The sequence below is a fragment of the Fulvivirga sp. M361 genome (assembly GCF_007097395.1).
In the GTDB taxonomy this organism is placed as follows: Bacteria; Bacteroidota; Bacteroidia; order Cytophagales; family Cyclobacteriaceae; genus Fulvivirga.
The window spans coordinates 87,763-108,829 of sequence record NZ_VKDC01000010.1 but is presented as its reverse complement, the minus strand read 5'-3'; the positions used below and the strand labels follow the sequence as shown (position 1 = coordinate 108,829).

General features: G+C 45.0%; 10 protein-coding genes and 2 pseudogenes. 10 read left to right on the top strand and 2 right to left on the bottom strand.

Annotation, left to right across the window (positions count from 1 at the left end; genetic code table 11):
* Positions 1 to 134 precede the first annotated feature (134 nt).
* The 10 genes and pseudogenes from FNH22_RS13805 to FNH22_RS13770 all read left to right on the top strand — a co-directional run bounded on the left by FNH22_RS13805 (position 135) and on the right by FNH22_RS13770 (position 19,364).
* Positions 135 to 3,449, top strand: coding sequence for a TonB-dependent receptor (locus FNH22_RS13805; RefSeq protein WP_143398987.1), 3,315 nt, complete (start codon positions 135 to 137; stop codon positions 3,447 to 3,449).
* Positions 3,450 to 3,457: 8 nt separating this feature from the next.
* Entirely contained in the window at positions 3,458 to 5,113 is a 1,656-nt protein-coding gene (locus FNH22_RS13800) for a RagB/SusD family nutrient uptake outer membrane protein (RefSeq protein WP_143398986.1), read from the top strand.
* Positions 5,114 to 5,323: 210 nt separating this feature from the next.
* Positions 5,324 to 7,375, top strand: a pseudogene (locus FNH22_RS32920) (DNRLRE domain-containing protein); the annotation flags it as partial.
* Between the two features lie 63 nt (positions 7,376 to 7,438).
* Positions 7,439 to 7,924 (top strand): annotated as a pseudogene (locus FNH22_RS32915) (DNRLRE domain-containing protein); the annotation flags it as partial.
* 6 nt (positions 7,925 to 7,930) lie between these two features.
* Positions 7,931 to 9,055 carry a DNRLRE domain-containing protein gene (locus tag FNH22_RS32910; protein WP_370513184.1) on the top strand — a complete coding sequence of 375 codons (1,125 nt, stop codon included), beginning with the start codon at positions 7,931 to 7,933 and terminating at the stop codon, positions 9,053 to 9,055.
* Positions 9,056 to 9,102: 47 nt separating this feature from the next.
* A complete protein-coding gene (locus tag FNH22_RS13790; protein ID WP_143399041.1) occupies positions 9,103 to 10,317 on the top strand; it encodes a glycoside hydrolase family 27 protein in 1,215 nt (404 codons plus the stop codon).
* 11 nt (positions 10,318 to 10,328) lie between these two features.
* A complete protein-coding gene (locus FNH22_RS13785; protein ID WP_221420271.1) occupies positions 10,329 to 13,517 on the top strand; it encodes a glycoside hydrolase family 2 TIM barrel-domain containing protein in 3,189 nt (1,062 codons plus the stop codon).
* Positions 13,514 to 15,757 carry a GH92 family glycosyl hydrolase gene (locus tag FNH22_RS13780; RefSeq protein ID WP_143398984.1) on the top strand — a complete coding sequence of 748 codons (2,244 nt, stop codon included), beginning with the start codon at positions 13,514 to 13,516 and terminating at the stop codon, positions 15,755 to 15,757. The genes FNH22_RS13785 and FNH22_RS13780 overlap by 4 nt, the downstream gene beginning before the upstream one ends.
* On the top strand, positions 15,754 to 17,247 hold the full coding sequence (locus tag FNH22_RS13775) for a sulfatase (RefSeq protein ID WP_143398983.1): 1,494 nt from the start codon (positions 15,754 to 15,756) through the stop codon (positions 17,245 to 17,247). Before FNH22_RS13780 ends, FNH22_RS13775 begins: the two co-directional genes overlap by 4 nt.
* A 47-nt stretch (positions 17,248 to 17,294) precedes the next feature.
* Positions 17,295 to 19,364, top strand: coding sequence for a glycoside hydrolase family 2 TIM barrel-domain containing protein (locus tag FNH22_RS13770; protein WP_143398982.1), 2,070 nt, complete (start codon positions 17,295 to 17,297; stop codon positions 19,362 to 19,364).
* A gap of 40 nt (positions 19,365 to 19,404) precedes the next feature.
* On the opposite strand, the gene FNH22_RS13765 is transcribed toward FNH22_RS13770, so the two are convergent.
* Positions 19,405 to 19,725 (bottom strand): hypothetical protein, encoded by a 321-nt coding sequence (locus tag FNH22_RS13765; RefSeq protein WP_143398981.1) that lies wholly within the window; start codon positions 19,723 to 19,725, stop codon positions 19,405 to 19,407.
* Positions 19,722 to 21,041 carry a PepSY domain-containing protein gene (locus FNH22_RS13760; RefSeq protein WP_143398980.1) on the bottom strand — a complete coding sequence of 440 codons (1,320 nt, stop codon included), beginning with the start codon at positions 21,039 to 21,041 and terminating at the stop codon, positions 19,722 to 19,724. Before FNH22_RS13760 ends, FNH22_RS13765 begins: the two co-directional genes overlap by 4 nt.
* Positions 21,042 to 21,067 lie beyond the last annotated feature (26 nt).

Genomic DNA, 21,067 nt, shown 5'->3' with positions numbered 1-21,067 from the left:
TTCATAGAAGTGAAAAAGAACAGCCTATTCAGCATAGACTGTTCTTAACGTGTGCCACAGGCCAGTCTTCATTGGGGAATGGGATAGCCTGGTGGCCGGTTTAATGAATAATCACCAAACACACCATCAAAAGTATGAAAAGAAAACTACTTGAATCATTCTATATGGTTTCGAAGTACACTTTATACGGCTTTACTATCGTCACATTATGCATCAATTTATTGATTGCAAAGGATGGTAAAGCACAAAAATATAAGAGTGCCAGAGAGGTATATATCTCGTTAAACCTCGAGAAACCGGATGTTCTCACCGTCTTAAATTCCATAGAAAGCAAGACGGATTTTGTATTTCTCTACGATGTTAAAGACATGGAAAGGAATGTACGAATGGAGATCCCAAATCAAACCATGTCCGTAGCGGAAGTTTTACAGATCGTTTCCAAAAATACGCCTCTGCGGTTTAGACAGGTCAATAATAATATTGATATACGTAAGGTAAAGTCAATCCAAAAAGATACGGAGCCGGAAATGATAGTGACACAAACCATTAACGGAACTATTGTTGATGAGAACGGTGAAGGACTACCCGGAGCCAGTGTAATCGTGAAAGGCACCTCTATCGGTACTGTTTCTGACCTGAATGGCAGCTACACGCTTGAAGTACCGGATGATGCCACCACATTAATATTTTCATATGTGGGATACCTCACAGAGGAAGTGCCGATTGCTGGCAAAAGTGTTATTGACCATCAATTGACCCTGGACATTACTTCCTTGAATGAAGTGATCGTAGTGGGTTATGGTACACAACGTAAGAGTGATGTTACCGGGTCAGTAGCTTCTGTGGAAGATTACAGGCTGGAAAATGTGCCCAATACCAACTTCACGCAGGCATTGCAGGGATCAGTATCCGGGGTTTACATTTCAAATAATTCGGCAGGCGCAGAACAGGGAGATGTAAATATTCGAATACGGGGACAGAATTCTATAGCCGCGAATAATGAACCGCTGATCGTTCTTGACGGAGTGCCTTTTAGTGGAAATATTTCCCAGATCAACCAAAATGATATTGAATCCATAGAAGTATTGAAAGATGTTTCCTCATCGGCTATTTATGGGACCCGGGGAGCGAATGGAGTTATTCTGATCACCACTAAGAAGGGGGCGTATGGCAGCGGGCCTACCATTACCTATTCAGGCTATGTGGGTGTACAAAGTGCCACAAATGTACCCGATGTGTTGACCGGGCAGGAGTTTTATGACTTCAAACTGGACAGGTTGGACGCGGAAGATAATCCTGCATCAGTATTGACAGAGAGCGAAATTGAAAATTTCGAGGCAGGCAGGTTCACGGATTGGATTGACCTTTCCACGAGAACATCTATACAGCAGGAGCATTCTGTTTCTATATCGTCAGGGACAGAGAAAACAAAGTTCTACGTATCCGGAACATACCTGGATGTAGAAGGAATAGCTAAGGGAGACGAGTTTAAACGTTACAACCTGCGTCTGAATCTCGAACAAAGTATTACAGACTGGCTGGCCCTTGGCACCAATAGCCGGCTGGGCTATATTGACCGCGGAGGAGTTGCTGTAAATTTTAATGAGGCATTTTTTATGAACCCATTGACCACTCCTTTTGAAGAGGATGGCTCGCTCACAGTGTATCCATGGCCGGAAGATGAATTTTTCAGTAATCCGCTCGCCAATTCAGTCTTTACCAATGAAGATGAGGAATACACTGTATTTTCCAATATTTACCTGGACCTGTCATTCCCCTTTATTCCGGGGCTGTCTTATAAGCTCAATACAGGTTTTGAGTATAGCAACCGTGATAGAAACACGTACAGAGGTTCAAATACCAAAGTGGGCTTCGAAGCAAGCGGAGGAGTAGGAACTTCAACCAACCGGCAGGACCGCAATAGAAATTACCTGGTTGAAAATATAATTACCTATAAAAAGTCATTTGGAAAACACAACCTGGACTTTACCGGCCTTTATAGCAGCCAGAGCACAGATGAACAACGATTCCAACTAGACGCGGAAGGGTTTCCCAATGATCGGTTGACATTTTATCAGGCTGAACTGGCCTCGCTGATCACTCCTTCTAACCTTTATCGGAAAAGTACCCTGGTTTCACAAATGGGGCGTATTAATTATGGCTACGATAGTAAGTATTTGATAACCGTCACAGCAAGGAGAGATGGATTTTCCGGTTTTGGTGCGAGTGAAAAGTATGCCTTTTTTCCATCCGTAGCTTTAGGTTGGAACATAGCAGAGGAGAGTTTTTTAAGCAACTCTTCGCAGGTAAGTAGTTTGAAACTACGTCTTTCCCACGGGAAGATTGGAAACCAGGCTATTAGACCGTTTCAAACTCTGGCACGACTCAGCCCTCAAAGTTACCTGGGAGGAGATGATGGCGGTAGCCTGGCGGCGGGCTTTATCCCGTCATCGTTAGGCGATGATGGCCTTGGCTGGGAGACAACTACCTCTTCTAATATTGGTGTTGACTACGGCTTTTTTGGAGGACGTTTACAAGGTAGCATAGACTACTACATTTCCGACACAGAAGACCTCTTACTGAGAAGGACTATATCATCTGTTCAGGGCATCACTAACATTCTGCAAAACATTGGGGAAACAAAAAATAAGGGCCTTGAGATCTTACTGTCAGGAACTATAATTGATCACGACGATTTCCAATGGTCAGCAGATTTGAACTTTTCTTTCAATCGCAATGAAATAGTAGACTTATATGGTGATGGACAAGACGACATAGCCAACAGGTGGTTTATAGGACAACCGATCAATGTCAATTATGGCCTTGGGTTTGATGGTATCTGGCAGGAACGCGATTCAACCAGCGCTGCATTGTATGGTGCTGTTCCCGGAGATGTCAGGATTAAAGATGTCAATGGAGATACGTTGATCACAGCGGATGATGATCGGGAGATCTTTGGTAACCTGCAACCTGACTTTATAGCAGGTCTTGGTAGCACAATCAGCTATAAAAACTTTAGTCTGAATTTTTTCCTCTACACCGAGCAAGGAGTAGAACGTCCCAATTCTTTACTGGGAACAGAAGTTTTTCTTGATGGAGTAAGGACCAGTGGTGTAAAAAGAGACTGGTGGACACCGGAAAACCCTATCAATTCCTATCCGAGGAATAATGAAGACAGTAATACAAGGAATATAGCATTTGTAGAGGATGCAAGCTTTATACGTATGCGTGATGTGACGCTCTCTTATAATTTCCCTGAGAGCTGGTTGGAAAACCTGGGCTTGAAAAATGTGCGTGTCTACAGTACGGTCAGAAATCTGTTTACCATAACAGACTGGACCGGGACTGACCCGGAGTGGAGAGGAACAACTACCAGTGGGTTTGACCGGCAGTTTTCTATTCCCCTGAACCGAACATTCATTTTTGGGATAAATGCAACTCTTAAATAAGAAGCGCTATGAAATTATTATTAGCTAAAATATATCTAAATAAAATAGTGAAAGGATCGCCCATTATCCTGATGCTTTTGTTGCTGTCTTGTACAGAAGATTTTCTTGAAGAAGAACCGCCCAATGTACTGGTAGCTGAAAACCTCTTTACAGATCGTGCAGGTTTTGAGGCTGCTTTGAATGGCCTTTATCATGAAGTACGTAAGGAACGAATGGGAAGCTCCGGAGCCGATGAGACCAATGCAGGAGACCTGCGTTTTGGCTTGATGGTCAATGGTACGGATAACGTATTTGGACTTAACCCAGGCAACAATGGCATAAGAATGACCCGTGACTTAGGTGAGCGAAACAATTCTGAGAATGGTTATACTCGTCGCATATTTAACTGGTTCTACAGAACGATCAATGCGGCAAATACTATTGTTACCCGCGCTGAAGACCCGTCTGTTAACTGGACGGAAGAAGATAAAAATGAGGTATTAGCAGAAGCCAGAACAATACGGGCCTGGGCCTACAGGCACCTTACCTATCTCTGGGGGGACGTCCCACTGACTCTTGAAGAATCCAACGGTTCAACCATTAGAACGGACTGGGAACGGGTATCTGTAGCTGATATTTACGAAGTGATAGAAGGAGATCTGTTATTTGCTGAAGAACATCTGCCTGTCGAACCTGCTAATCCAGGGAAAGTCTCTAAAGCTGTTGCTCAACACTATCTGGCGGAGCTATACCTTTTAATGGGAAGGCCCGGCGATGCAGAGACCAAAGCCCAGGCGGTTATTGACGGTCCCTATGCATTGATCACAGAGCGATATGGTGTTAATGAAAACCAGCCTGGGGTACCGTTTATGGATCAGTTTTATGATGGCAACGTGTTAAGAAGTCAGGGCAATACGGAAATATTATGGGCTGTTTTACAAGAGAACGCCGTAGATAATCCGGACCAGGGCAGAAATATCATGCGTCGTTACTTTATCGGCTTTTATCGGCTTATACCCGGGATAGAATTGTCAGTGGATCGTGGAGGCCGTGGGATCGGGAGAATGGCTCCTACCAACTGGGCGCTCAATGCGTACGAGCCCGGAGATGACCGCGGAGGATGGCATGCCATAACGAGGGGGTACATTTACACCGAAACCAATGGAGACGTACCACAGGACGGAGCGTCATTTGGTGATACTGTATTAACCGTTATTACTCCGGAGGTTGATATTAATAACACAAATAGAAGGTTTTACCCTCATTGCAGAAAATGGGAGTGGGCGGACCCGAATAACCTGGGAGGTAATGAACAATTTGGTGATCAACCTTATCTCAGGCTGGCAGAAACCTATCTGCTTTTGGCTGAAGCTCAGCTTGCCCAAAATAAGACCACAGCAGCGGCAGAGTCCATTAATGTGGTCAGACGCCGGTCCAATGCCACTGAAATTGGCCCGGGGGATCTCACTATTGACTTCATTTTGGATGAGCGATCAAGGGAGTTGCTTTGCGAAGAGCAGAGGCGGTATAGCCTGGTGAGAAACAATAAACTGCTGGAAAGGGTAAGAGCTCATAACCCGGTCACCGGGGCGGTGATCACAGAGAGAGACCGCTTGTTCCCGATCCCTCAGTCCGTGATCGATGCAAACCTGACCAGGGAAATGCGTCAAAATGACGGCTATTAGTTATGTCATATCCACCTGGATATTCTACATAGGGATATTCAGGTGGTCTTTGTAAAAGCTTACTTGATCTCTGTCTTTTAACGATTGATTTAAAAATCCTGCATATAGACCTTTAGGGTTAAGGTTAAATCAGTGGGTCCCATCATACCTGGACCAGCGTCCATTGCGCCATAATCTTGAGACGGACATCTGAATAAAAAACTATTTATCATGAAAACAATTAATAAGTATCTTGAAAAAGGAAGTAGTAAAAGCCACTGGTTGCTACTCTTTCTTGTGCTCATAATTTCACCTTCCTTCAGTCAAACTTCATTGCTGCCCACTGACGATACCTTTATAAGGGGCGGAGGGAACTCCGCCAATAACTTTGGAATGGATACCATACTGTTTGTAAAAGATGCTGCGGGAGCAGGTTTTACCCGTAGGTCATTTCTAAAATTTGACCTTTCTGCCTTGTCAGGAACAGTAACTTCAGCCCTATTGAAGTTAGAAGTGGCGAGAGAAGGTACGGACACCTATTCCGCTTTATTAGTGTCGGACGATAGTTGGTCCGAAACGACACTGACCTGGGATACAGAACCAACAACCGGTAGTGTAATAGCCACCAGTTCTGGTGGTGCTGTAGGTACTATCGTGTCACTTGACCTTACCTCAGCAGTTACGCAGGAATTCTCCGGAGATAAAACGATTTCCATATCGCTGGTTTCTAATGGTACTTCCAATCTGAATTTCTATTCGAAAGAAAAGGCCGGTAAAGCTCCTGTTCTGGAAGTGACCGGACAGCCATCCGTGAGTAACGGCCCGGATTTTTCTTCTTTGATGGGAAGCTGTGATTTCAATGATGGTCTGGCAAATGTCAATGCATTTAACGCTGCTGAAGCGTTACAGGCTGTTGGCATCCAATACACCCGGATCGGTATTATTCCGGAACTGTATCTTCAGGGGAGTACGGTAACCCCGGAGTCCATAGATTCATTAATGTTATTACTTTACGATGAGGGCCTTGTTCCAATGCTGCTCATAGAACATAATCCTGAGAATGGAGCATTGGGACCAGAGAGTAAATGGTTTGATATTGGCGCAGCTTTCGCTGCACGTTTCAGGCCTAATAGCCCCTGGCTTCTTTCCAATGGAATCACAGACTGGGGGATCACACAATACTCAGCGATTAATGAACCTCTGATCGATGGTTTTCAAAACCCTGCTTTTCCTGTTACCGATTACCTTGGCGCTACACGGGGGTTTGCTCAGGGAGTCCATAGCATTGATACTGACCTTGACGTCGCACCCGGAGGGTTCCAGGAAGTACCTCTATTCACTCAGAATAATATCTACATGGACGGTCTGGCACCGCTTTTTAATGATGGCACACTCAATGCATTAGATATTCACAGGTATTATGACCGACGAAACCCCTATAACCTACAGTTCAAACAACGTTCCCACCAGGCGTTAATTGACAGTTTAAAAAGCTGGCACAATATTACCGCTGATTTTAAGGTTTGGAGTACCGAATATAATGCCCGTGGTACGGGGAGTGATGAGGAAAACGCTAAGGATTTTGTCACCGCTACCTGGGACCTGCTCACGGTGAAAGGGAACAATGGTGATTTTGTTTCTGATTTCGCCCTGACGTTTCGTACCTACCTTCCGGTAAATGCTAACGTTAACCTGGGCATGGCCATTTCCGCGTTCCCGTTTATCGGAAATCCTAAAGGGACCGCACACCAGATGCTGGCCAATATTACCAAAGGTTTTAGCCTGGTGTCAGGCGATGAAAACACAGGAGTGGATATCCTGGAAGGGATAGACAAGAAAATGTGGGTCTGGCATAACCGCGCAGAATGGAGTACACTGTTCGGTAATTCTTTTTCCATAAACAATGTTCCTGGTTTTGCTAAAACACTGGAAGTCTATCAGTACGATTCCTGGAATGCTGTAGACGGCTCTACCGGTACGCCTGCACCGTTCAGAACGATTAATGTCGATGGGCTTTCTTCCGTGGTGATCGATCAGCTGGATACAGGTCAGACCTATATGTTCATTGCCAAAGTGGATAATTCATTCAATGAAATGCCAACGGTGAGTATTACAGCTCCTGATGCGGCCGGTAGTTTTGTAGAAGGAGATACGATAACCGTTACCGCCGTAGCTGCAGATGCGGATGGTATTTCCGAAGTAGTGCTCTATGCCGGACCTATCCGGCTAGGAAAAGTTTCGGTACCCCCTTACTCTATTGAATGGCCGAATGCTCCTGCTGGTACTACCACGCTGCTGGCCATTGCGAAAGATTCCAAAGGTGGGGTTAGAATAACACAAAAGGAGGTGACCGTCCAACATCCAAACAATGGCGTAAACCTCATCGCAACAGCTGACACCTATGTTAAAGGAGGTCAAACGGATGATGATAACTTCGGCGCTGCTCCGGGGCTCCTCGTTAAGACAGCAGCCAATGACAATCTGAAACGCAGGATTTTCCTGAAGTTTAACCTCGATAGTCTCGGCACTGTAAATCAGGCTACTTTACGGCTTAGGGTGGCCCGTACAGGAAATGCCAATCATAGTGTGTATTATGTCGCTGATGATGGCTGGACTGAGAATGGGATCACCTGGAACAATCAGCCACCGTTCACTACGGAAATTACCAGCAGCAGCGTTGCTCCGGAAGGTCAATGGACTGATTTTGATGTAACTTCTCAGGTGATTACTGAGCAGCAGTCAGGAGATGGAGCGCTTTCCCTGGTGATATGGACATCGTCGACAGCGCTGGTAGAATACTTCTCTAAGGAAGCGCCTCCTGGAAATGAACCCAGGCTTGTGGTAAGTTCGGCGGGAGTGGTGTCTCCTGAATTAAAGTTTATTTTCCCCAAAGATGAATTTGAATTTCCTGTAAACTGGCCAGCCCTCGCTTTAGTAAAAGCCACTTCAAATGACAGTGCCAGTATTTCCAAAGTAGAGTTTTTCATTGGCGACTCGCTGGTAAAAACAGATACACGGCCCCCTTATTTTTTACGGACCAATAGCATGAGCGGGGGACCTTTCACTCTTACAGCTGTCGCCACGGATTCGGAAGGGAAAGAAACTTCAGAAACACTCAATTTATCGACTTCCTTTGGAGGTATATCATTGGACCCACTGGACGATACCTACGTCCGTGGTGGTAATAGCTCCACTACTAATTACGGGTTGAGTGATGTGCTTAAGGTAAAAGAAACCGGAGCCGCTTTTACCCGAAGGTCATTCCTGAAGTTTGATCTTTCAAGTGTTTGGCGGACAGTGAATTCAGCCATACTTCGTGTAAGAGTAAAACGGGAAGGTACAGACAATTACAGTGCCTTATTTGTAGCCGATGACACCTGGCAGGAAGAAACACTGACATGGGATACCGCCCCGATTACCGGCGATACGATCAGTACTTCTTTGGGTGCTCCGGTAGAGGAGTGGATGAATTTTGATGTTACATCAGCCGTCATCCAGGAGTTAAACGGAGATAAAACATTATCGCTGTCTCTGGTGTCTGATGGGACCTCGAACCTCGACCTTTACTCCAAAGAGGCAGGATTTGGCAATATACCGGAGCTCCTGATCAACCCTAGAAATGATCCCGGTTCATCCGGATCAGGTACCAGAATCGTGGGGTTGGACATAGAAGTTATCGAAGAAGAGGGTCATTCCAGCGGGTTTATTATTTATCCCAACCCGGTAGATTTTCAAACCACACTCTCCTACTCATTGGACGAGGCTTCTACTGTTCAGGTGCTGGTAATGGATGTTACAGGAAAGCTAGTTGCCAATCATCAGTTAAACCGGGTGACTACTGGCAGGCACACATTATCCTGGCAGCAGATTACTCAAGACCAGCTTCTGGAGAAAGGAGTTTACCATGTAAGACTGGTTCATGATCAGGGATATTTTTCTAGAAAAGTTCTGGTAGCTGAATAAACGTTTTTAAGCCAATATATATGCAACTGCTAAACCCCGGATACAAGATGATCAATCCAGTATTACTCATAGTTCTGGTGTTGTCCTTCAGCTTTTCTTTCGATGCCAGGGCTCAAAAATTTGAAAACCTGGCATTAACTCCTCCGATGGGCTGGAACAGCTGGAATTACTTTAAATGTGATTTTAATGAACAACTGATCAGGGAGGTTGCCGATGCTATGGTCAGCAGTGGTATGAAAGAAGCGGGGTATGAATATATCATCATTGATGATTGCTGGCAGGTAGGGCGTGATAAGGAGGGTTACATTATTCCCGACCCTGAAAAGTTTCCTTCGGGGATAAAAGCGCTTGCTGATTACATCCACGCAAAGGGGTTGAAGTTTGGCTTATATTCGGATGCAGGCACCAAAACCTGCAAGGGATTGCCCGGAAGTCGGGGGTACGAGTATCAGGATGCTCGTACCTACGCTTCCTGGGGAGTTGATTTCCTGAAGTACGACTGGTGCCACCACGGCACGCAAGATGCCCAGGCCTCCTACACACTTATGCGTGATGCATTATATGCTGCCGGCCGGCCGGTGTTATTCAGTATCTGTGAGTGGGGTGAGAACGAACCGTGGCTCTGGGCTCCTGAAGTAGGGCATATGTGGCGTACCGGGCATGACATCAAGGACTGTTTTAACTGTGATTTAAATACCAGCAGCCAGGGTATTATGAAGATACTGGATCAGCAGGTAGAGCTCAGGAAATACGCAGGCCCTGACCGGTGGAATGATCCTGATATGCTGGAAGTAGGGAACCCAGGTTTGTCTCTGGCAGAATCTCGTGCTCACTTCAGTTTATGGTGTATGTTGGCAGCACCCCTCATTGCTGGCAATGATATTATACATATGAGTGACGAGGTAAAAAGCATACTCACGCATAAAGAAGTAATAGCAGTTAACCAGGACCCCTTGGGGCTACAGGCCATTAAATGGTTGGATTTCGGTGATCTGGAAGTATGGTTTAAGCCTTTGACAAGCGAAGAATACGCCGTATGCTTCCTCAATCGTGATGAAAATCCCAAAATACTGGACTTCGATTTTAATCAGTGGGAAAAGGTTTTCGATCCGGACAAAGGGTGGAAAAAATATGCGTTTGACGATACCTACCAAATGCATGACCTATGGAAAAATGAAAAGATAGGAACCACACGTGAATCGTTAAAGAGCACAATTCCGGGACATGATGTGCTTATGATCAAAATGACTAAAATCCCATGAACACACACCGGATGGATAAAATAACCGACACCCAGGCTCATATCATTATTTCTATGCTATGTGCCATCCTGCTGGCCTCCTGTCATAAAAAACCTTCCACCTCGGAGATTAGAAATGAATGGAAAAACCCACAAATTACCAGTGTAAATAAAGAACCTCCTCATGCTACCTTAACGGTTTATGCTAACATAAATGAGGCACAGAACAGTAATAAAACCCGGGAGTCTCCCTATCATCAGGTATTGAATGGTCAATGGAAGTTTCATTACACCGAAAAACCTTCGGAAAGACCAATGGACTTCTATCAGGTGGATTATTCAATGGATGAATGGGACGAAATACCCGTGCCTTCTAACTGGCAGTTGGAAGGGTATGGTGTTCCAATGTATTTTAACAACGGATTTCCCTTCCGTTTTCTGCAAAAAGACACATTGCAACCCCCGCAGGTTCCCGAAGACTTCAATCCGGTAGGCTCATACCGTACCACTTTTGAAGTATCTGAAAATTGGGCACAGCGCCAGGTTTTTATCCATTTTGAGGGCGTACAAAGCGCCTTTTACATTTGGGTCAATGGGCATAAAGTAGGCTATAGCGAAGACAGTATGACCCCGGCTGAGTTTAACATTACTTCCTATCTTAAGGAAGGAACAAACCAATTATCGGTCGAGGTTTTCCAATGGTCAGACGGGAGTTACCTGGAAGATCAGGATTTTTGGAGACTCAGTGGGATCTTTCGGGATGTCTATTTGTTTTCCACACCGGAGGTCCATATTCGTGATTTTTTTATTCAGACAGCGTTGGATCAAAAGTATGAAGATGCCATACTTAAGGTTACGGCCAAAGTCAGAAATTACGAAGGTTCTACCGTCCAGGGGTATAGTGTAGAAGCCTATTTATCGGACCACTCAGGGAACTTCACTGGCGATCCACCTATTATGTCAGGTAGCCTTGAGAGCAGACGCTTTGACTGGTACAAACCGGATGGTCCTGAAGGGGTATTCAATCTGGAAGCAGGTGTCGTCAATCCCCAAAAGTGGTCAGCAGAAAAACCGAATTTATATCGACTTATTTTAAGTCTGAAAGACCCTCATGGAGAGGTACTGGAGGCTATCCCTGTTTCGTTTGGCTTTCGTGAAATTGAAAGCAAAGGCGGAAAGGTACTTGTCAATGGTGTTCCGGTACTGTTCAAAGGAGTAAATCGTCATGATTTTGATCCGGACCATGGCCGTACGGTCTCTTATGAGTCTATGAAGCAGGACGTCTTGCTGATGAAAAAGTTCAATATCAATGCCGTACGCACCAGTCATTATCCTAATCACCCCAAATTTTACGAGTTATGCGATCAATACGGCCTTTATGTGGTCAATGAGGCTAACCTGGAGTCCGCCGGTCATTTCTTTACATTTGCCCATCATTTGCCGGAGTGGCGTAATGCCTGCGTAGAGCGAATGGCAAATATGGTAGAACGTGATAAGAACCACCCCAGTGTGTTTAGCTGGTCATTGGGCAATGAAGCGGGTTACGGACCTAATTACGCACAAATGGCCTCATATGCCAGAAATGCAGATCCGACCAGGTTGGTCCAGTACCTGGATAAAAGGAATGAACGAAATCCCGTCACAGACATTGTTAACCCAATGTACCCGAGTATTAATGACCTGGTCAATTATGCTGAGAGTGGTGACATGCGTCCTTACATTATGTGTGAATATGCTCACGCCATGGGTAATGCTGTTGGTAACTTAAAAGAATACTGGGACACCATAGAAAAGTATCCCACACTACAAGGTGGATTTATCTGGGACTGGGTAGACCAGGGTCTGCGAAAAACTGCACCGGACGGCACGGAGTTTTATGCTTATGGAGGTGATTTCGGAGATCAACCTAACGACAAGAACTTCTGTCTGAATGGTATTGTGTTCCCCGACAGAAGTCCCTACCCCAAAACCTATGAAGTAAAAAAAGTCTATCAGTATGTAAAATGGCAGTTAACACCTGCCGTGGGGGTTATCTCCATAACAAATCATTATCATTTTACAGACCTTAATGCATTTGAGATCTCCTGGACCTTATTGGAAAACGGAAAGCCTGTGAAAACTGAAACGTTATCGGCTATTGATCTGGCTCCCGGCAAAACGAAAACCTTGAAACTTCCTCTTCCTGAACTTTTGCCAGACCGTGATTATCACCTGGACCTTTCTTGTAAGCTCAGGGAAAATGTACTTTGGGCGGAAAAGGGATATGAAGTGGCAAAGGAGCAATTCACCTTACAGGAAAGCTCTTTTAAGCCAACAAGCTCTAATAAGATGAGTACCCTGGATTATCATGAAACAGATCAGGAACTGGCCATTTTCAACGAAAAAATTTCGGTAAAATTTGATACCCGTTCAGGGTTGATCAAAGCCTTGACATATGGCAAAGGAGAGGTCATAAAAGAAGGAGAACACAAAGGCCCTTCGCTTAATGTTTACAGAGCCCCTACAGATAATGATCGTAACTTCTATGCCACCTGGGACCAGGTAGACCAATGGAACTTGCGGGGGTTGGATAGTCTCAAACCATCTTTGCAGGCTTTTGATTTCAAAAGTAACAAAGGAAAGATACAGGTAGGAACAAAGATTTTATATCAAAGCCGGCAGATCAGTATTTTACATCACTGCGAATATGAGATTTTTGGCAATGGAGAGATCGAAATGACACATCATATCACTCCTGATACCGAACTTGATATCCTGCCAAGAGTAGGTATGATAATGACGGTTTCGGATCAACTGAAAGATCTTACCTGGTATGGTCGGGGGCCACATGAAAACTATCCTGACCGGAAATACAGCGCTCATGTAGGTATATATGAAAGTACCGTCACAGATCAGTTCATTCCTTATCTCAGGCCCCAGGAAACAGGAAATAAAGAAGATGTACGCTGGCTGCACCTGGAAGGGGAGTCATCCGGAATGGAAATCAGAGCGAAAAACAGGGTTTCCTTTACGGCAATCCCTTATGAGCCAAAAGAACTGGTAAATGCCCTTCACCCTCATGAATTAAAGCCTGGAAACAAGACCGTTCTATATGTTGATCATAAGCAGCTTGGGCTAGGTAATAGCAGTTGCGGGCCTGAAGCGCTCGGGCAATATCATGTAACACCAGGGCCGGTTCATTATACCTTCACTCTAGGACCCATTAAACAAAACACCGAATGAAAAAATCGTTTTTCCCCACCTACTCAAGAAGACTATTCAGTGCTTTTGTGGTTCCGTTGCTCTGTATCGTGAGTCATACAAGGGCACAGTCCGTTGTGCATTATGCTGACCCATTGATAGGCTCGGAAGGTGGAGGGCATGTGTTTGTTGGCGCTTGCCTTCCATTTGGTATGGTTAAGCTGGGACCTGATATGGTTGGGCATTCCAATTCAGGCTACCGGTCTGACAGTCCCATCGAAGGGCTTAGCCACACCCATGTAAGTGGTACAGGTGGAGGAGCGAAATATGGGAACATCTCGGTTATGCCTGCATCGGGAAGCATTGATCTGACAGATTATACATCCGGCTGGAATAATGAAAAAAACACCCCCGGATACTTCTCTGTTCAATTGGACAAACCCAAAGTACAAGCGGAGTTGACAGCCACACATAGTGTAGGTTTCCATCGTTATACTTTCGAAGGAAATTCAGGACATATACTGATAGAAGCAGGGCACTTTCTATTCACAGGTTCTGAATATGGACATGGACCTTTTGGCGAGGCGCAGCAGTTGGTAGGCTCTGAGATCAAAGTACTTTCCAATACCCAAGCAGAGGGATATGTACGTGTGCGAGGAGGTTGGAATTACGGTGAAGCTTATACGGTATATTTCTATGCCCAACTCAACCAGCCGGCTTCTGCGGTCGGAACCTGGAAAGGAACTGAAAAGCATGCTGGTAACAGGCTGGAGTATGACACCGGAGAAAAAACGGGGGCATGGTTTTCATTTTCTGCCCTTAAACAAAAGCAGGTAATGGTGAAGGTGGGTATTTCGTTTGTCAGTACTAATAAGGCCAAAGCCAACCTGCAAAAGGAAATCAACCACTGGGACTTTGACAAGATCAAAACTAAGGCAGAGGTAACCTGGAATGATGCACTCAGCAGGATCATTATTGAAGGAAAAAAGTCTTTAAAGACAATTTTTTATACCGGGCTTTACCATTCTATGTTGATGCCTGTGGACCGGACAGGAGAAAATCCACTCTGGAAATCAGATAAAGCTTATTATGACGACTACTATGCCATTTGGGATACCTTTCGAACGACCAACCCACTGCTTTTATTGATCATGCAGGATAGGCATATTGCTATGCTGGAGTCGTTACTGGATATTTATAAGCACGAAGGGTATATGCCTGATGCGAGAAGTGGTAATTCCAATGGGCGGACCCAGGGGGGTAGCAACTGTGACATTCTTTTTGCTGAGGCTTTTTTGAAAGAACTGGAAGGGCTGGATTACCAGCTGGCCCTGGAAGCCATGCTCAAAAATGCTGAAGTACCTCCTGGTGGAAATGAGCAGCAGGCAGGTCGGGGAGGGCTCAGGGACTACAATAGTATCGGCTATGTGTCCTATGATTTTGAACGATCGGGCTCACGCACTATGGAGTATGCCAATTGTGATTATGCCATCGCCACCTTAGCGGAAGGTCTGGGTAAAAAGCAAATAGCCGAAACATACTATTCGAAATCATCTAACTGGAAAAACCTGTGGCGTGATGATTACGAAGACCGGGATACGAAAGGGTTTATTTACCCTCGGTTAGCCAATGGCGACTGGATACCGGAATATGATTTTATGGAATATGGCTACTGGCCGGTAAAGTTCTACGAGGGACGTTCGTGGAATTATTCCTTTTATGTTCCTCATGATGTCAGGGCACTGGTGGATAGGTCCGGGGGCAAAGATCTGTTTTTGAAACGTTTGGATACCTTTTTTGCCGAAGGGCTTTATGATGTTGGGAACGAGCCTGACTTTCTGACCCCCGCCTGGTATAGTTATGTGGGCGAGTACCCACAAACAGCCCAACGAACCCATGCGATCATGAAAGACAATTTTACAACCATGCGTGATGGCCTTCCCGGCAATGATGATTCCGGCGCTATGTCCAGTTGGTATATTTTTCATGCCATGGGCTTTTACCCGGTGGCCGGACAGGATGTTTACCTGGTCACCAGTCCTTTGATCACTCATGCTGTAATGGATATAGGCCCGGATAAAAAACTGGAGATAGAAGTGAAAAATGCTTCTGCAAAGAATATGTACGTAACTTCAATGACCATTAATGGCGAGGTGTGGGAAAAAGCATGGTTCCAACACAAGGACATTGCTCAAGGAGGTAAAATCACCTTCACTATGGGTTCGAAGCCTTCCGATTGGGGAAAGAGTATTGTGCCTCCTTCTAACTCGGACCGCCAATGAGTAAAAAAATGAACTCAGAAGGAAGCGTACTTTGTAAGTATGCCTGGTCAGGCATCGGTGTATTGACAATACTAGTTCTATTAAGTCGTTGTGCTCCTCCTGCAGAAGAACCAAGGACGCCCAACATTTTATTCATTTTTACGGATGATCAGGCTTATTGGGGAACAGGTCATTCCGGCAGTGGTCAACTTGTTACACCAACGTTGGATCAACTGGCAATGGACGGCGCCCGGTTCACCAATTTTTTTGTGCCAACACCGGTATGCAGCCCCGCCAGAGCGAGCCTGATGACCAGCCGGTACGGTTCGGAAGTAGGCATCACAGAATGGATAAACCATTATTGGGAAGGTACGCTTAAAGGACGAGAACCTCACCTTGGTCTAGCGCCTGAATACACCACATGGGCTGAGGTCTTGCAACAATCCGGGTATGAGACCGCACTAATTGGCAAGTGGCACCTGGGCATAGACCCTCCTTTTCATCCGTCTAATCAGGGGTTTGATTATTTTATGGGCTTCCTGGAAGGAGGTGTAAAAGTTGAAAACCCAAAGCTGCAAATCAATGGAAAAGATAGTGTCTTTTCAGGGCTTACCACGGATGTATTAACACGGGGAGCATTGGATTACCTATCTCAAAGAGACCCAACGAAGCCTTTTTTCCTGTCAGTAAATTACCGTGCTCCCCATGCGCCATGGCAGCCATTGAAAAAAGAGGATTTCTCCCGCTATGCAACGTTAAAGATTGACCTCCCGCATGTGGATTATCCGAACCTGGATACGGTTGAAGTTACCCGCAGGACCCGCGAATACTATGGGGCCGTTTCCAGTGTGGACAGAAGTGTAAAAAGCTTGTTAAATCAGCTTGATAAACTTGGTTTAGAGCAAAACACTATCGTAATCTTCACCTCTGATCACGGCTATAACATTGGCCATAACGGGGTCTGGCACAAGGGCAACGGTCACTGGATACTGACTGAAAATCCATTGGCTAGTGAAAACATACCCGAGGGGCAAAGGCCTAATATGTACGATAATTCATTGAAGGTACCTACTCTCGTAAAATGGCCGGGAATCATAAAACCCAATACGGTTATCCATCAAACGGCCACCATACTGGATTGGTATCCGACTTTTCTTTCCATGGTCGGATTAGATATTCCTGACAGCCTGTTATTGCACGGCCGGAACCTTACACCTTTACTTAAGGGGCAGGAAGTTACCGGATGGGATAATGACCTGTATGCCGAGTACTCAACACACCATCAATCACGAACTCATATGAGAGCATACAGGACCTCCCAATGGAAATTAGTGATGGATTTTTTAAACCCTGACAGGCATGAACTCTATCATCTTACGGAAGACCCGGATGAGAGGATAAATGTCTATCACCGGGCGGAATGGGATTCAGTGGTCCGTCATATGGAGGAAAAGATCATTGAACAAATGAGAAAGATCCGTGATCCGGTATTGCTGTTTCATAAGAATTAAAAAGTAAAAATATTGTCCTAACCCGGTTAAAATTCACCTACTGTTAAATGTACACCACACAAGATCCATATTACAAGTGCTTAGGCTTTTTGATACTATTACTTTTCAGTCATGTTACCTATGCCTATGGGCAGGGGCCATCCAGGAAAGAGATTACACTCAATAGTGGCTGGACATTTATGCCGGGCTATGCAAAACGTAAGACGGATACCCGGCCTGTAACCTTACCACATACCTGGAATGCATCAGAGGCAGATGCTGGAAAAAAGGCTTACCGGAGGGGAGAGGGGAGTTATGAAAGAAAGCTCAATATCCCAAACAGCTACCAAGGAAAACGTCTTTTCTTAAAATTCGAGGGAGTAGGTCAGGTAGCATGGCTATTTGTAAATGATACCTGTGTCGGAGAGCACATCGGGGGGTATGCAGGGTTCAGTTTTGAGATCACAGATTTCGTGACTCCGGGTCAGGAGAATAGTATTTTGGTAAGGGTCAGCAATGCTTATCGCATAGATGCCCTTCCTCTTGGAGGTGATTTTACAAAATACGGAGGTATTTACAGACCTGTATCATTATTGGTAACCGAAAAAGTTTGTATCACACCATTGGATTATGGGGCGCCAGGTGTGTATCTCACCCAGAAAAAAGTAACGGCACAACGGGCAGAGGTTGACATTACTTCCAGACTGTCCAACGGAACATCTTCAAAGGCCAAGGTGAAAGTGGTAACACAAATTCGGGATAAGCAGAATGTTATAATTGCCTCAATGGAAGATCTCCATACTGTACCATCAGGTAGTACATTAGCTGTTGACCAATCTGTAACCATTAAAAACCCACATCTCTGGCAGGGCAGAAAGGATCCGTACCTGTACCAGGTAGAAGTAAGCATTTATGACAATAACCGGCTGCTGGATAATGTAATTCAGCCACTTGGGCTTCGGTTCTTTCGTATAGATCCTGAAAAGGGATTCTTTCTGAATGGACAATACCTGGACCTGTATGGCGTGAACCGCCACCAGGACAAAGCCGGAAAGGGCAATGCCTTATCACGGGCAGATCACCAACAGGATATGGATCTGATCCTGGAAATGGGCGCTAACATGGTGAGACTCTCACATTACCAGCATGCTGAAGCAATTTATGATTATGCTGATTCCACAGGTCTGATTTTATGGTCTGAGATCCCCCTGGTGGGAATTGGGGGCTACCGTAATCGTGGGTATTACAATGTGGCGGCTTTGCATGCTAACGGCCGTCGGCAGTTGCTCGAAATGATCCGTCAGAACTACAACCACCCTTCTGTTTTTTTCTGGGGATTATTCAATGAGCTGAAAGATAAAAAGGAAAGTCCGTTGAATTACCTTAAATTATTGCAGGAATTGGCAAAAAAAGAAGACCCGACCAGGCTGACAACAGCCGCTACTAACCTGGATAGAAGTGATTTGAATGGTGTGACCGATGTCATTGCCTGGAACAAATATTTCGGCTGGTACGGCGATGAGCCTGCAGAAATGGGTCGATGGGCAGATGCTATGCATAGGGATTTTCCGGGTCGATGCCTGGGTATCAGCGAGTACGGTGCCGGAGCCAGTATTTATCATCATGAAGATACACTTGTAGCCCCGGCTCCCGCTGGAAAATGGCATCCTGAGGGGTGGCAAGCCTACTATCACGAGGAAAACTGGAGAATGCTCAAAGACCGTCCATTCCTCTGGAGTAAATTGATCTGGAACATGTTTGATTTTTCATCTGCCACGCGTAACGAAGGTGACCATCCGGGCATGAATGACAAGGGACTGATCACGTTTGATCGACAGACCAAAAAAGATGCTTTTTACTTTTACAAAGCCAATTGGAATGACGCCCCAATGCTTCATCTGGCTGAAAAACGTTTGGTTGAGAGGACAAAGAAAGTTACCAATGTAAAAGCTTACGGGAATGTCGGAGAAGTAGAGTTATACATCAATGGAGTTTCCAGGGGTGCAAAAGAGCCTGTCATGGGAATTTATCTATGGGAAAACATAACTTTTGAAGCGGGGGAAAGTACTGTAGTAATAAAAACAAAAACAGGAGATAGCGTATATATGGATCAATGTGTTTGGCGCTTCATTCCTTAGTCCTGTTTTATAGGATCATATAACGTTTAGTAATCGAAGATCATTTTAATAAAATGCTTAGCAACAGGGCATTCCCAAATAGTATAATTAAAACTACAAACCATTTTTTCTTCCATTGTATCGCCAAAAAGCTTAATGCAAGAAATACCATAGAAAGTAAAGCACTGACGAATGAAAAACGGACGAAATCTGTAGCTGCCTTTTCCGTTTTAAATGCATAATGAACGACTAGCTCATTTTGTGAAGAAACAATAAACCATTGGTTTGCAGTATAAATGAAAGCTATGGCGATCACCACCATGTAACCTGCCACCACAGGGATCAATATATGCTCGATCAACTTGTCAAATTCCTTTTTCAAATCCGCTGTCGGTTAGACCCGGACCACTTTGTTCTCACAAACTCTATGATCCGTTTTAAGAGGACTAATACTACAAACCCATAAAATAAGATCACGACGAAAAGCGTAGGAATTCCTATACCCCATAATAAACTAAGTATAGCAACAAACACACAAAACGTGATAATTCCCATTGTATACCTGAACAGAAGAGGCTTCAGTTCTGTATACCCGGGAAGTTCCATCCTGTTTTTTCTGGTCCTTTCAAGGTAAACGATAAAACCCGTGATGGATAAAAACCCTGAAGTTAATCCTAATAAACAATACAAAAATTTCAATGTAATGCCACCAAAATCACCGAAATGGAGTGATTCCTGGATGAAAAAGAGCTTTGCCCCCATGCCAGCGTGGCTTATGTCATAGGTGTACAATGGTGCGTAGGTTCTCTTATCCAGCACGATCTTGTTGCTGTTGCGTTCATAAGCCTGGCGTGGTACATTACCCAGTACACTGATAGTACCATCACCATTAGTAGATGGACGGACCAACTTGGGGACCAGCTCAGGGAAGTGTTTTTTTGCATTGCTATAAACCCGATCAAAATCAACCTTGTATGCTGTATCCTTTGTCTTGTTGAATGGTGCCTCTTTCACCTGGAAAGTGTTGGGGCGTTCAATCGTCAGCCATTTTTGCAGGTATACCTGTAGCCCCAGCCAGGCACCCGTAATCGCGATCATAAGATTAAAAACGAGTGCGGCCACGCCTATAAGTTTATGGAGATCTGCCTGTTTGATCCGTAGGTTCTTTTTCCTGATCGTGCCGAAAAGCTGTTTTTTCATGAACTGCCCATAAATGAAAAATCCCGTAATGGTAGATATCAACAACGCGATGCCCGCCAGGCCTACGATCTGACGCCCGTAAAACCCTTCATAAAAACGAACATGCAGATTCCGCAGGTAATAGCTAAAGGTTTGATAATAATTTCGTTCTCCGAGTATTTCTCCTGTATACGGGTTTATGAAAACTTCCCAAAGCATAGGAAACAGGCGGTCTTTCTGCTTAGCGATTAACCGGATGTTCCAGGTACTTTCTGAGCTGGCAGGTAGCTCAACTTCAAATAACAGCTTGTCCGGATGCATGCTCTTGACCTTTTCCACTATTGGGTTCATAGTGACGTGTTGACCCCCTGATTCCACTTGTCTTAAATCTGGATTAAAAAGGGCGTCCAGTTCAATCCTGAAAAGTGCAGCGGCTCCGGTCAGGCTTAAAAACGCAATGGCTATTCCGGCATACAAACCCACCCAGCTATGTAATGCCCATAGTTGGTTTTTTTTCATGGTCGTAGGATGAAGTGTCTGATGCC

What these genes read in the sequence shown, in the direction of transcription:
- FNH22_RS13770 (WP_143398982.1), top strand. Translation starts at nt 17,295, where the DNA reads ATGTACACCACACAAGATCCATATTACAAGTGCTTAGGCTTTTTGATA.
- FNH22_RS13780 (WP_143398984.1), top strand. Translation starts at nt 13,514, where the DNA reads ATGAAAAAATCGTTTTTCCCCACCTACTCAAGAAGACTATTCAGTGCT.
- FNH22_RS13760 (WP_143398980.1), bottom strand. Translation starts at nt 21,041, where the DNA reads ATGAAAAAAAACCAACTATGGGCATTACATAGCTGGGTGGGTTTGTAT.
- FNH22_RS13800 (WP_143398986.1), top strand. Translation starts at nt 3,458, where the DNA reads ATGAAATTATTATTAGCTAAAATATATCTAAATAAAATAGTGAAAGGA.
- FNH22_RS13775 (WP_143398983.1), top strand. Translation starts at nt 15,754, where the DNA reads ATGAGTAAAAAAATGAACTCAGAAGGAAGCGTACTTTGTAAGTATGCC.
- FNH22_RS13805 (WP_143398987.1), top strand. Translation starts at nt 135, where the DNA reads ATGAAAAGAAAACTACTTGAATCATTCTATATGGTTTCGAAGTACACT.
- FNH22_RS13790 (WP_143399041.1), top strand. Translation starts at nt 9,103, where the DNA reads ATGATCAATCCAGTATTACTCATAGTTCTGGTGTTGTCCTTCAGCTTT.
- FNH22_RS13785 (WP_221420271.1), top strand. Translation starts at nt 10,329, where the DNA reads ATGGATAAAATAACCGACACCCAGGCTCATATCATTATTTCTATGCTA.